11 protein-coding genes are annotated in these 12,879 nt (G+C 41.3%); 2 read left to right on the top strand and 9 right to left on the bottom strand.

Annotation, left to right across the window (positions count from 1 at the left end):
- Positions 1–66: 66 nt before the first annotated feature.
- Both BST97_RS06450 and BST97_RS06455 read left to right on the top strand, forming a co-directional pair.
- Positions 67–378, top strand: coding sequence for a thioredoxin family protein (locus BST97_RS06450; RefSeq protein WP_085766467.1), 312 nt, complete (start codon positions 67–69; stop codon positions 376–378).
- Positions 359–607: a DUF6952 family protein gene (locus BST97_RS06455; RefSeq protein WP_085766468.1), complete on the top strand. Its 249-nt coding sequence runs from the start codon at positions 359–361 to the stop codon at positions 605–607. The genes BST97_RS06450 and BST97_RS06455 overlap by 20 nt, the downstream gene beginning before the upstream one ends.
- A 489-nt stretch (positions 608–1,096) precedes the next feature.
- On the opposite strand, the gene yidC is transcribed toward BST97_RS06455, so the two are convergent.
- The 9 genes from yidC to fahA form a co-directional block, all read right to left on the bottom strand.
- Entirely contained in the window at positions 1,097–2,929 is a 1,833-nt protein-coding gene (gene yidC, locus BST97_RS06460) for a membrane protein insertase YidC (RefSeq protein ID WP_085766469.1), read from the bottom strand.
- An 86-nt stretch (positions 2,930–3,015) separates the two neighbouring features.
- Complete coding sequence (locus tag BST97_RS06465) at positions 3,016–4,638, bottom strand: CTP synthase (RefSeq protein ID WP_085766470.1); 1,623 nt, start codon at positions 4,636–4,638, stop codon at positions 3,016–3,018.
- Between the two features lie 96 nt (positions 4,639–4,734).
- The gene (locus BST97_RS06470; protein ID WP_085766471.1) at positions 4,735–5,265 is read right to left on the bottom strand and encodes a DUF922 domain-containing protein; all 531 of its coding nucleotides are present in this window, start codon (positions 5,263–5,265) and stop codon (positions 4,735–4,737) included.
- On the bottom strand, positions 5,265–5,666 hold the full coding sequence (locus BST97_RS06475; protein WP_085766472.1) for an OsmC family protein: 402 nt from the start codon (positions 5,664–5,666) through the stop codon (positions 5,265–5,267). Before BST97_RS06475 ends, BST97_RS06470 begins: the two co-directional genes overlap by 1 nt.
- Positions 5,667–7,658, bottom strand: a complete 1,992-nt coding sequence (locus tag BST97_RS06480) for an amino acid ABC transporter substrate-binding protein (protein WP_085766473.1) — start codon at positions 7,656–7,658, stop codon at positions 5,667–5,669. It lies immediately after the preceding gene.
- A 1-nt stretch (position 7,659) separates the two neighbouring features.
- Positions 7,660–9,195 (bottom strand): glutamine-hydrolyzing GMP synthase, encoded by a 1,536-nt coding sequence (guaA, locus tag BST97_RS06485; protein ID WP_085766474.1) that lies wholly within the window; start codon positions 9,193–9,195, stop codon positions 7,660–7,662.
- A gap of 101 nt (positions 9,196–9,296) precedes the next feature.
- A complete protein-coding gene (locus BST97_RS06490; protein WP_085766475.1) occupies positions 9,297–9,734 on the bottom strand; it encodes a PH domain-containing protein in 438 nt (145 codons plus the stop codon).
- A 6-nt stretch (positions 9,735–9,740) separates the two neighbouring features.
- The gene (gene bshC, locus BST97_RS06495) at positions 9,741–11,342 is read right to left on the bottom strand and encodes a bacillithiol biosynthesis cysteine-adding enzyme BshC (protein WP_085766476.1); all 1,602 of its coding nucleotides are present in this window, start codon (positions 11,340–11,342) and stop codon (positions 9,741–9,743) included.
- A gap of 146 nt (positions 11,343–11,488) precedes the next feature.
- A complete protein-coding gene (gene fahA / locus BST97_RS06500; RefSeq protein WP_085766477.1) occupies positions 11,489–12,778 on the bottom strand; it encodes a fumarylacetoacetase in 1,290 nt (429 codons plus the stop codon).
- Positions 12,779–12,879 lie beyond the last annotated feature (101 nt).

Below are 12,879 nucleotides of genomic sequence, written 5' to 3' on the forward strand. Positions count from 1 at the left end.
ATAAAGCAGCGTACATCTATTTCAAGATAGCTGCGCTGCTTTTTTAATTCAAATAAAACCGAAGCTATGAAAACATTAGATCAAGATAACCTACAAGAAATCGTTGCAGAAAACGAGGTTGTTGTAGTACAGTATATGGCTAGCTGGTGCGGAAATTGCCGCGTAATGAAGCCTAAATTTAAAAAGCTTGCCAGTGAAAATGAAAACGCTGTTTTTGTTTTTGCTGATGCAGAGAAGTATCCAGAGTCACGAAAACTCGCCACGGTAGATAACCTACCTACGTTTGCTACTTTTAAAAATGGAAGTTTTGTAAACCAAGTACAAACTAACAAATTTGAAAACCTTAAAGATCTAGTAAATGAAGTTACCAGTAATTAGACACCTTCAAAAAGGAGCTACAGAAGAGCAGCTTGAAGCTACACTTGAAGTTTTGGAACACTTTACAGAACACAGATCTGTAACTGATGAAGAAATGGACGTGGTAGGCGAGCTGATCACCAATATTTGTGGCGCTCTAGAAGTGCACTCAAATATGAAAGAAGGTATGAGCAGCGTTGAAGCTGCAAATGCTTTTGCCCAGAAAGTGATGGGTTCCATTGATAAATAATCGAATTCAAATCTATTGACAAAAAAAACGGGCTTAGAGCCTGTTTTTTTTTGGACTATTTAGGATAACATAGGTTTGTATCTCTTCTATATAAGTAAGGGCAGAATTAATTCTGCCCTTACTCAATACTTAAATTTTCATTGAGGCTATTCCTTTACTTAGAGTTTTCTGAACTGATTCCTACACTTGATTGGCTAACTCTCTGGAACAAACCTTCTAATAGTTACGCTAGTAAAACATTTCACTTTTTCTTCCTTACCTTTTTAATTATAAAGTAAATAGCTAGAAAAATGCCAACCAAAATCAAAATCGGTAGCACCTTACCAAACATATCCCACTTTATAACCTACATCATAGGGATCTTGAAGTAGCAACATAAAAATGAACATAAGATCTAATTTTATCAAAGTTATTTTCATGGAGGTAAAACCCATAATTTAATTTAGGACAGTATGGACAGAATTGATTCTGCCCTTACGTGATCATAACCTACTTCTTTCTCTTCTGCTGCTCTTCCTGTGCAGCTTGTGCCTGCTCCATGATCTGTTGCATCTTGCTGGCAAACTTCCCTTTCTTCTTTTTGGGTTTTGCTTTTGCCTTTTCAATTTTAGCAAGAACCTTATCCTTGTCTATGATTACATACTTGATAACTAACATAAGGCCTATGGTGATTAAGTTAGATACAAAGTAATACAGTGATAATCCACTCGCATAGTTGTTGAAGAAAACAAGCATGAAAAGCGGAGACAGGTACATGATGAACTTCATGTTAGGCATACCCGGTTGCTGCGTAGCCTGCATACTCTGACCAGTCGTCATTTGCATATAGAAGAATATAGAAATAGACGCCAAAATCGGGAACAAGCTCACGTGATCACCATAGAACGGAATCGTAAACGGTAAACTAAAAACCTCATCGTAGCTGGAAAGATCGTCTGCCCATAAGAAGCTTTTTTGTCGTAGTTCAAAGGCGGTTGGGAAAAACTTGAACAACGCAAAGAATACCGGCATCTGCAATAAGGCCGGCAAGCAACCCGATAAAGGGCTGGCTCCTGCCTCACTCTGCACGCGCATGGTTTCTTGCTGCTTTTTCATGGCGTTGTCCTTGTACTTTTCGGCAATTTTGTTCAGTTCAGGGCGCAGGATTTTCATTTTCGCCTGTGTCAAATAACTTTTATAGAGTACTGGTGAAAGTACTAGCCTTACCAATATCGTCAATAAAATAATCCCAATTCCATAAGAAATCCCGAGGTAATTATCATCAGTCAAGAACTTGAAAGCCGGCCTGATCGCATACTCGTTAATCACTCCAAAAATTCCCCAACCTAGATCAACCACCTCATCGAGGTTACGATTGTATCCATCTAGAATGTCATAATCTGTAGGACCGAAGTACCAGTCCATATTATATGCCAGCTCTCCACCGCTGTACTCAAGTTGAGCGACTGTACTAAATTCCTTGGTAAATTCATTTTGCTCCTCATCAATGGACTCGATATTGCGAGATTTCATTACCGCACTTGAGAATGGCGTGTCTGTAAGCAAAATACTTGAAAAGAAGTGCTCTTTGTAAGCAACATAAGTCACATCAGTCGCGTCTTCTTCTGCGGTTTCTCCCTGTCCTGTATAGTCATCGCTACCACCGTCATATTCAAATTTAATCTCTGTGTAGCGGTTTTCATTGGTCATACTTTTTGACCTCCTATACCCCACCAGATCCCATTGCAGCTCTGCTGTTTCAGAGGTGTCAAAAACCTGAGCCATCCCTACAGATCTGATGTTGAAATCCATCATATAATCTTCTGGCTGCAGCTCATAACGGAACTCCAGATATTGGTTTGCGCCTTGCTCGTATCGCATGGTCAGCACTTTGTTCTCACCATTCTCAGAAGTAGAAGGTGTAAAAATGAGATTCTTGGTATTTAAGATGCGGCCATCCTGAGTCTGGAACTTCAGGTTGAGCATGTGATCCTTACCACGTACGAGGTATACCGGCAAACTATCGTAAGTCTTGTAATTCTTGAGTAATGCCTCGGTAATCAGCGCACCTTTTGTACTGATTTTAAAATCCACCAGTTTGTTATTGAACTCAAGGACTTCCTCTGTTGGAGTGTTACTGGCTACTTTTAGTGAATCTGGAACCACAGCCGTGCTGTCAGAACCTATCTCAAAAGGGTCAGTACCCGTTATATCTTCAGTAGAAACTACATCTTCCTCCTCGGGAACTACATCGGTTTGATTATTCAGGAACATATACATGAGAATCCCAAAAATCAGGGTCATTCCCAGCATCGTTTTCCAGTCCGTTTTCTTTTCTTCCATAATTTACCCTTTCGGGATTTGTAATTGATTAAATGGCTTTGATAACATCTCGCTTTCGCGAAAGCGTAAACACTAAAAGCTTCTTTCTAATTATTTATTTTCTGTGCTTTATAAGTCGCTGCAGCAGCTACAAATGAAGTGAATAGCGGGTGTGGATTTGCCACCGTACTTTTATATTCTGGATGGTATTGCACGCCTATGAACCAAGGATGATCCTCAATCTCAACGATTTCCACCAGTCCAGATTTAGGGTTGACACCCGTAGTCTTGAGAGCACCTTTTTCAAGTTGCTCGCGATACTCGTTGTTATATTCATATCTATGGCGATGACGTTCAGAAATTAAATCCTTACCATAGATTTCCTTGACTTTACCGCCCAGCAACTCACAATCCCAAGCGCCCAGACGCATAGTGCCGCCCATATCTAGAATGTTCTTCTGATCTTCCATGAGCGAGATCACCGGATCTGGGGTTTCTGCATTCATTTCAACAGAATTGGACTCTTTAATTCCCAAAACGTTACGGGAATATTCAATCACGGCCATTTGCATACCGAGACAAATACCGAAAAATGGCAGTTTGTTTTCTCGAGCATAACGCACCGCATCGATCTTTCCTTCAATACCACGCTCACCAAAACCTGGCGCAACGAGCAAGCCGTCTAGATGAGAAAGCTTTTTCTCTACGTTCTCAAGCTCAAGATACTCGCTGTGAATGGACTCAATTTTCACCTTGATCTCGTTTGCGGCACCAGCGTGAATAAATGCCTCAAGTATGGATTTGTAAGAATCTTGCAACTCCACGTATTTACCTATCAAACCAATGGTGACTTGGCTTTTTGGGTTTTTGTGACGCTGGACAAATTCATTCCAGCTTTTCAAATTAGGTTGCTGGTCCACATCCATTTTAAGGCGCTTGATAACTACACGATCCAGACCTTCCAGCAACATCTTGTTAGGAACGTCATATATCGTCTCAACGTCTATAGATTGAATAACGGCCTCTTGCTTCACGTTACAGAAACGTGCTAGTTTAGTACGTATCTCGTCAGTGATCTCATGCTCGGTACGACACACCAGAATATCTGCCTGTACCCCACTCTCCATGAGTGTTTTGACACTGTGTTGCGTGGGCTTAGTCTTTAATTCTCCAGCGGCGCTTAAAAAAGGAATCAATGTCAAGTGAATAACCAAAGAATTATCTTCACCCAGTTCCCATTGCAACTGTCGCACACTTTCTATATAAGGTAACGACTCAATATCTCCTACGGTACCACCTATCTCTGTAATCACCACATCATAATCACCAGATTTACCGAGCATCTGAATGCGTCGCTTTATTTCATCTGTGATATGGGGAATTACCTGAACGGTTTTTCCTAAAAACTCGCCACGGCGTTCCTTATCGATAACACTTTGATAGATACGACCAGTGGTTACGTTATTAGCTTGCGAAGTATTTACATTCAAAAAACGCTCATAATGACCTAGATCCAGATCAGTTTCAGCACCATCTTCTGTTACGTAACACTCACCATGCTCATAAGGGTTGAGGGTTCCAGGATCAACATTGATATAAGGATCGAGCTTCTGAATCGTGACACTCAATCCTCTAGCTTGAAGCAGTTTAGCAAGAGAGGCGGCAATTATTCCCTTTCCTAAGGAAGAGGTTACACCACCTGTAACAAAAATGTATTTTGCGTGTGCCATAAACTGCTTTTTATGATTTTAAAAACAGCTGCAAAAGTACGGATAATGGGATAAAAATCTGAATTTCTTGAAGCTAAGTAATATGCTAGATCACGCTTACATTTCTACCTTCAGCAGTTCTTCAGCAATGTAAATCTCCCAGCGCTGTTGCTCTTCTTTCTTTAAGCCGTGACCGGTTTCTAGATCGTACCTTGATTGCATGGCTTCCCGATCTTTTTCAAACTTTCTAAAGATGAAATCTATCTCTTTATTGATATTTTTGACCGGTCTATATCTTCTGAAAGCTGCTCTTAATTTCAATACATGAAGGTGGGTGATATCCCAGTGCAACTGCTCGTGCTTTAAAAGTGACCTACTATTCTCCCTGAGATCTCTTTTCCAACTCAACTCAGGGTAAAAAGCACTTTCAACTTCAACGCTAAAATCAACAACTCTTCCTTCAGAAGTTCTTGTTTGAATTGCATAAGACATCCCTGAGTTAACTGCCGCCGCTCTATCTAGAGCACCTGCCGGTTCTCCTCTGAAATCTTCCCAAGATAGAACTGGGTGTTCTTCATAGGTCCATGATATACTCGGTTCTGCTGTATTTATAAGTAAGGCAACTATTAGAACCGAGATTACTCGCATTAAGACCAGTTGAAATTGATATCTAGCTTAATTTCTGGATGAAGACTATTGCGTACGGGACAGGTCTGAGCCACTCTCTCTAAGATAAGTCTAGCGCGCTGATCAGCGTTCCCGTTCATATTGAGCGTCACTTTGATCTCTGAAATACGCCTCGGATCAGAAGCCATTACCTTAGTTACAGCAGCTACAGAATCTTCCATTTCTATATCCATCTCGCGTGCTTTGATCCCCATTACTGTAAGCATACAACTGGCAAGCGCGGTAGCGACGTGGTCTGTGGGAGAAAATGAAGCTCCCTTGCCATTATTATCGACTGGTGCATCTGTAATCGCTGTTTCAGAACTTTGGCTGTGAACACATTCACAACGTAAATCACCTTTATATACTACTGTAGACGTCATTTATCTCGTTTTAAGTGGAGTAATCTCAATCTCTTTTATGCTTAAATCTTTTTGATACTGGAGCATAAAGACTGCTTCATTATAATAACCTTTGAAAAGTTGTTTGCTATAATCAAACTTGCTCTCGACCATTTTAGTTAAGCCATACTTCTTAAGAGAATCAAAGAAGTCACCGGTGCTCGCCTGTCTCAAAATCACATCAAAGCCCACATCAAAACCTCTAGCTACATATTTATTAGGCAGCATACCATACTTTTCCCGATAGTCTCTAACAAAAGGATTGTCATCTATCGCATCCTTATAAAATTGCGGGAATGTGTAATTTAGGCTAGCCAATCTACCGTTAGGCAAATCCATGTCATCATAAGCATCCATTCCAAACATCGTGATGTTGTGAGTATCTGTTTTTGCAGAATAGGTTGTTACGGCATCAGTTATAAATCCAACTTGATCAACCGCAAGGATCACTATATTTTCTTTAACCGGATCTAATTCCTTGAGGTAGTTGACCTTGTAGATGTAATTTTTCTTTTCATTAGGAATTAACACCTTGGCATCAGGAAACAAAGCGCTGAATTCAGATCTCAACTGGGGCTTTTTATTATCGGTCACGATGATGACGTTTTTGCCTTTTGCATAGATTTTTAGGAACTGCTTCATTCTAAGCTTAAGTAGATCATCGCTGGGTCGCGTTTGAACTAGGTTTCTATAAAGCTCCACATCTGTATTAGTGAGTGGTGATATTACCGGTATACGGTCAGATCTTAATTCTTTTGCCACCTGCAGCACATTTTTTGAAAATAATGGACCTATCACCCCTGTATAGTTTTCAAATTTATTTTCTAACAAGATACTCCTCACCGCACTTTCACTCCTTTCCGTATCATAAACGTCGTATGTTACCTGTAGCCCTATGCTCATTGCACTATCTCGTGCCATCATCAAACCTATCAAGAAATCTGTAGCAATTCTTGAAGTTGCATCTGTTTTGAGATGCTCCTCCATATCTAACTCATCATTTATCTTGTCTAGAGAAAGTGGCAACATGACCGCAAATCGTTGAGGCTCGTAACTGGTGATACTATCAACCAGTTTGGCAATTTTGTAGTTAGCCTCATAAATTTGGAGTGTATCAATAAGATTACTGTTGGGAATTTTGAGAACCATCCCTGCCTTGAGTCCGTCTTTTAATTCAGGGTTGAGACTAATCAGTGAGTCCTCAGAGATCCCAGACATTCTCTTTAAAGAATACATCCCCATTTTATGTGGAACCTCAAACTCAACCAGTTCGGGTCTCACCTCATCCAAAATATCAATATTATCAGCCAGTAAATCGATGGCCTGCTCTGTCTTAGAACCAGAAATCTCCAGATCCAATTCTTTTTTAGGCACATTGATCAGCATATCTGGCTTCAACTGCTCCACATCTGGATTCATCTCTTTGAGTTGCTCTACGGTAATGCCGTTCTTTTTTGCCACTCTGTAATAGCCTTCGCTCGCCTTTACCCGGTATTTTCCGATAGCGGCAAGTTGTTCTTCCGTTTGATTAAGATCGTTCGGTAAACCTAGAATAGGTTCATTTTCCGGTTCGTCATGAAATACTGGGATTTGAATGCGATCACCTTTTTTCAATGTTTCAGCATAGAGTCTCTTGTTTGCTTCTTTGATATCCAGAACGGTGATACCATATTCTTTAGAAATACTGTAAAGCGTTTCTTTCCTACGTACTTTATACTTTTTATACTCCTTGACTCTTTTTTGAGTCAACACTTTAGCATCAGCCGGTATGAGCAACGAGGCTCCCGCCCTCACGCCAGATTTTGCATCGGGATTGAGTGCCAGCAATTCCTTTTCGGAGATGCTGTACTTTTTAGCAATAGTTCCCAGTGTCTCTCCACTAGTTACGGTGTGCTGTTTATAGTTTTGGGCTGTAAGGGTTTCCGCTTTCGCGAAAGCGAGAACCAAAAAAAACACCCAGATAAAATTTTTCATATTATTCCCATTCTATGGTTGCAGGCGGCTTAGAACTGATGTCGTAAACCACGCGATTTACGCCTTTTACCTTATTAATGATCTCGTTACTGGTGGCTTGCAAAAATTCATAGGGTAAATTCACCCAATCAGCGGTCATACCATCCGTACTTTCTACAGCCCGCAAGGCTACGCATTTTTCATAGGTGCGTTCATCGCCCATGACGCCCACGCTATTCACCGGTAAAAGCATGGCTCCAGCCTGCCAAACGCGATCATAAAGCTCCCATTTTTTCAAGTTATTGATAAAAATAGCATCTACTTCCTGCAACATTTTCACTTTCTCTAACGTGACATCACCTAAGATTCGTATGGCCAGTCCAGGACCCGGAAAAGGATGCCTTCCCAGAATATCCTCTGGCATATTCATGGACCTTCCCACTCTTCTCACCTCATCTTTGAACAAAGCTTTGAGTGGCTCTACCACTTTGAGCTTCATGAAATCTGGCAAACCACCCACATTATGGTGCGATTTTATGGTCGCGCTGGGCCCACCCGTTGCAGAAACACTCTCGATAACATCAGGATAAATAGTACCCTGTGCCAAAAATTCTGCTCCGTCTACAGCGGTTGCCTCATCATCAAAAACCTCGATAAAAGTGCGGCCTATGGCTTTACGCTTTTTCTCAGGATCAGCCTCGTCTTTGAGGGCTTCCATAAACCGTGCCGTGGCATCAACTCCTTTTACATTGAGTCCCATACCCTCGTACTGATCAAGCACTTGAGGAAATTCATCCTTACGCAGCAGACCGTTATTTACAAAAATGCAATACAGATTCCTACCTATCGCCTGGTGTAATAACATAGCTGCAACGCTACTATCCACACCACCACTAAGTCCTAAAATCACTTTCCCATCGCCTATCTTTTCTTGAAGGGCCTCAACGGTTTCTTCTATAAAGCTAGTCGGTGTCCAGTCCGGTTTTACACCCGCAATGCGGATCAGGAAATTCTCAAGCAACTGCTTACCATCAGTAGAATGGTAAACTTCTGGGTGGAACTGTATGGCAAAGGTTTCTTCGTCCTTTATTTTAAAGGCAGCATTGAGGACGTCTGCGGTACTCGCGATACGCTCAGCTCCTTCTGGAAGTTCTTTTATGGTATCGCTGTGCGACATCCAGACTTGAGTATTTTCATTGATCTTTTCAAAAAGCGCCTCCTCAGCCTTGATCACGGTGAGATGCGCACGACCGTACTCTCTAATATTTGAAGGAGCGACTTCCCCTCCATTATAATGGGCCAAATATTGTGCACCATAGCAAATTCCCAAGATAGGTTTAGTACCTCTTATGGATTTCAGGTCTATATGAAAAGCCTCTTCAGACCTTACAGACATAGGGCTACCAGATAATATAACCGCCTTATAGTCTTCCAGATCGTCTAACGAAGTATGATAGGGTTTGATTTCTGAATAGATGTTGAGTTCCCGTACACGTCTAGCGATAAGTTGCGTGTATTGTGAACCAAAGTCGAGTATTAAAACCTTGTCGTGTTGCATGCGCAAATTTACTTTTTTAGCAATGAAGATGCGATAGAAATCAGTTGCTTTATGAATACGATTTCAACAGAATATTCATCTATAATTTCATGGCTCTGCCTCTATTCTTTATGTCTTGTGACTACGATAGCTTTGTTTCTTTTGAGCAGCTTGTCCACAAATCGCTGGTTATTATCTGGACTTATGTAGATCTCGCTAAATTTCTCATATCGCACGATTATTCCATTTCTGGCGGTAGCGGGCTTCAAGCCTACCCACATAGTCTTTCCCACTACCACTTCATGAATATCTGAAATAGCAATTGCACCTTTTATAGGGCCTGATCGGTATTTCATTTCATTTTCAGTGATCTCGTAAGAAGTCCCCATGGCAATCCATAGAAGCAAACCCAACACGAGTAACAACGCAAATGCAGGAACCAGCATCTCCCTATTTAAGCTGGGAGCGTTCCAGAAATTGATAAAAATCAAAACTGCCAAAACACCTATTACTAGGAACAATACATAAAGAAGCGCGTCTTTTCTACTGCGAAATTTCATGGATCCTCAATCAATTTTGATTACTGTGAACCTTAAATCCAATGGATCCAGACCTTCTAAAATCTTATCGATAAGATCGCTCCCGTAGTTTTGATAGAAATAGGAAAAGTTTGTCACACGTTCCTGCAAGCCGCCACTGGGCAACCATTCTTTCTGTAGTTTCAACGATCGCTCAATTTCATCTGCGAGTTTGCGTTTTTGGGCTTTCAGTAACCGCTTTTCAAGGTGTTCCAGGCCATTGATTTGTTTTTGTTCTTGAGCAGCAACAGCTGTTTTGAACGATTTTTCGGTTTTTTCGGCTAGATCGTAGAGATCGGCAAATTGATTTTTGAGATGTCGTTTTTGAGGTTCAAAATCAATATTGATATGACTGATTTGTCGCGTGACCTGTTCCTCAAGTTCAAACTCTTCCTGAAACAAATCTGCGGGTTGTAGTTTTAATCGGGATAGCTTGTCCAATTCTTTACTCGTGGCGAGGTGCGCAGAGTTACGTAAAAGCAATATGGGAAAAGTCACTTTACTGGCTTCGAAAAAAGACTTCAGCTCCAGCCAGTACGCCATCTCACCGCCGCCTCCTATATAACATAAATTCGGCAAAATTATTTCCTGATAGAGTGGCCTAAGAATTACATTGGGCGAGAATCGTTCAGGGTGATCGTGGAGCTCTTTGAGCAGTTCCGCTTTCGCGAAAGCGAGATCCACACCATCTACAAAGTACTTTTCATCTTTAAAAATGATACGACCACGATGCTCATCTGTCAGGTAAAACAAATTGATCTCCCGCGGATTCACCTGCACTTTATATTCTGGCGGAAACGCATCGATCGTCTCATTTACTCTCTCAAAAGCCAGATTATCCAGCAAATCTTGTTCAAAATGACCTATCGCGTGCTGTTTCAATCGGGCATCATCTGCATCGAGAACCACCAATCCTTCCTGACCGAATAGCTCGTGAGCTATATATCGCGTGGCATCAGCTAAATTTTTATGACTGAGATAAGCGTTTTTGAATAGATTCTTAAGCTGCTTTGCGTGTTCATGATTCCCCAGCAAGGTCTCAAAACTGTCATACACTTTATCCAGTCCAGAATTATCAAGACGTCCTACTGCACCGCCGGCTTCACGATCGTAGACAATTTTACGGTCGCCAAAATTGAAGTATTGAACCTCTTCAAAATCATGATCTTCAGTCGCCATCCAAAAGATGGGCACAAAATTCCTATCAGGATAAGCCTCCTTTAATTTTTTGCACAAATTGATGGTTGAAGCAATCTTATACAAGAAATATAAAGGACCGGTAAAAAGATTGAGCTGGTGACCCGTAGTTATAGTAAACGTATTGTCACTACTGAGTAGGTTTATATTACTGGCAACATGTTCATTCTCCGGCAAACTTTGATACTGATCTCTTAAGACTTCAACAAGAGATGCTCTTTTAGGAGGAGCTTCTTTCCATTCAGCTTGTTTTTCCTGAATTTGAGCTTCAAAATTATGCAAGGTGGGAAACCTATGATAAAATGGTCGCACCTCATCCTTTCGGTCGAGATAGTCCTTGATGATATTGGAATAGAATCTGAGGTCCTGATATGGAATTTTTAGATTATCCATACACCTCTGCTTTACAATCACATTCCGAATCTGTCATGAATCAACTACGATTTACTTTTTAGTAAAGGATTTTGAAGATTCCCGCTTTCCCTCGGTCGCCATAGGCTTGCCGAAGGCGCAGCGCGAAAGCGGGATTCAAAAAAGTCCTATTTAGATTTAGGTTTATAAACTGGCAACACTTTAGTTTCTACTTCACCAAATCCTATTCTTACTTCATTCCTACCACAATAGCCACGCATGGTTACCGTATCGTGGTCTTGAATAAACTTACGTTCTGTACCGTCGTTAAGCTTCACCGGCTTCGTTCCCTTCCAGCTTAATTCCAGCATGGAACCGTAACTATCTGGCGTGGGACCTGAAATCGTACCACTACCCATCATGTCCCCACTGTTCACAGGACAACCGTTGACCGTATGATGCGCCAGCTGCTGGGAAATATCCCAGTACATGTGTTTGAAATTGGATTTACAAACCGTGGTAGGACGACCTCCCTCTGGAGTAATATCGACTTCCAGATGAATATCAAAAGTAGATTTACCTTTTGATTTTAGGTAGTCCAGAACAGGTTTCTCTTTTTTGGGAGCTTCGGTTCTGAAGGGTTCCAATGCATCTAAGGTAACAATCCACGGTGATATGGAACTCGCAAAATTCTTCCCTAAAAATGGACCTAGGGGCACATATTCCCATTTCTGAATATCACGGGCGCTCCAGTCATTGAATAACACCATACCGAAGATGTAATCTTCAGCTTTATCTACAGCAATGGGCTGACCTAGATTATTTGCATCTGTAGTAATAAAAGCCATTTCCAGCTCAAAATCGAGGAGCTTGCTGGGTCCGTAAACTGGCGCGTCTGCATCAGCTGGCATCGTTTGACCTTGAGGCCGGTGTATGGGAATACCGCTGGGAACTATGGAACTACTGCGTCCATGATAGGCCACCGGCATGTGCAACCAGTTAGGCAGCAAAGCATTATCAGGATCACGGAACATGGTTCCCACGTTAGTCGCGTGTTCCTTGCTGCTGTAAAAATCAGTATAATCACCTATTAGGACAGGAAGCTGCATTTCCACCTCATCCATCGCAAATATGATGCGATCGCGGTGCTCCTTATTATCTCTGAGTTCCGGATTTTCTTTATCAAAAATATCACCTATACGATTGCGAACGAGTCTCCACGTCTTCTTACCATCAGATATAAAATCATTCAAGGTGTCTTGCATGAACATATCGTCAGTAAGTGGTACGCTATCAAAATAGCCCAACTCTTGAAGAGCTCCTAAATCTATAGCGTAGTCCCCTATCCTCGTACCTATCGTAATGACATTGTCTCTAGTTAAAAACACCCCAAATGGAATATTCTGAACAGGAAAGTGGGAGTCTGCACTATAACCTATCCATGATTTGCGTTTCGGATCGTTAGCAGTAATTGACATAATTTGATTTTCTGTTAAAAAGTCTCATTCAAATATATCAATAGTAAGGTGGACAATGCGATTAACAACTTACTTTTGTGTCCTAAATATTTCACAACACC

Source organism: Nonlabens spongiae, from assembly GCF_002117125.1.
Classification (GTDB): domain Bacteria; phylum Bacteroidota; class Bacteroidia; order Flavobacteriales; family Flavobacteriaceae; genus Nonlabens; species Nonlabens spongiae.

Bases quoted from the DNA above. Each gene is read 5' to 3' on its own strand.
- BST97_RS06450 (WP_085766467.1), top strand. From the start codon at position 67: ATGAAAACATTAGATCAAGATAACCTACAAGAAATCGTTGCAGAAAAC.
- BST97_RS06455 (WP_085766468.1), top strand. From the start codon at position 359: ATGAAGTTACCAGTAATTAGACACCTTCAAAAAGGAGCTACAGAAGAG.
- yidC (WP_085766469.1), bottom strand. From the start codon at position 2,929: ATGGAAGAAAAGAAAACGGACTGGAAAACGATGCTGGGAATGACCCTG.
- BST97_RS06465 (WP_085766470.1), bottom strand. From the start codon at position 4,638: ATGGCACACGCAAAATACATTTTTGTTACAGGTGGTGTAACCTCTTCC.
- BST97_RS06470 (WP_085766471.1), bottom strand. From the start codon at position 5,265: ATGCGAGTAATCTCGGTTCTAATAGTTGCCTTACTTATAAATACAGCA.
- BST97_RS06475 (WP_085766472.1), bottom strand. From the start codon at position 5,666: ATGACGTCTACAGTAGTATATAAAGGTGATTTACGTTGTGAATGTGTT.
- BST97_RS06480 (WP_085766473.1), bottom strand. From the start codon at position 7,658: ATGAAAAATTTTATCTGGGTGTTTTTTTTGGTTCTCGCTTTCGCGAAA.
- guaA (WP_085766474.1), bottom strand. From the start codon at position 9,195: ATGCAACACGACAAGGTTTTAATACTCGACTTTGGTTCACAATACACG.
- BST97_RS06490 (WP_085766475.1), bottom strand. From the start codon at position 9,734: ATGAAATTTCGCAGTAGAAAAGACGCGCTTCTTTATGTATTGTTCCTA.
- bshC (WP_085766476.1), bottom strand. From the start codon at position 11,342: ATGGATAATCTAAAAATTCCATATCAGGACCTCAGATTCTATTCCAAT.
- fahA (WP_085766477.1), bottom strand. From the start codon at position 12,778: ATGTCAATTACTGCTAACGATCCGAAACGCAAATCATGGATAGGTTAT.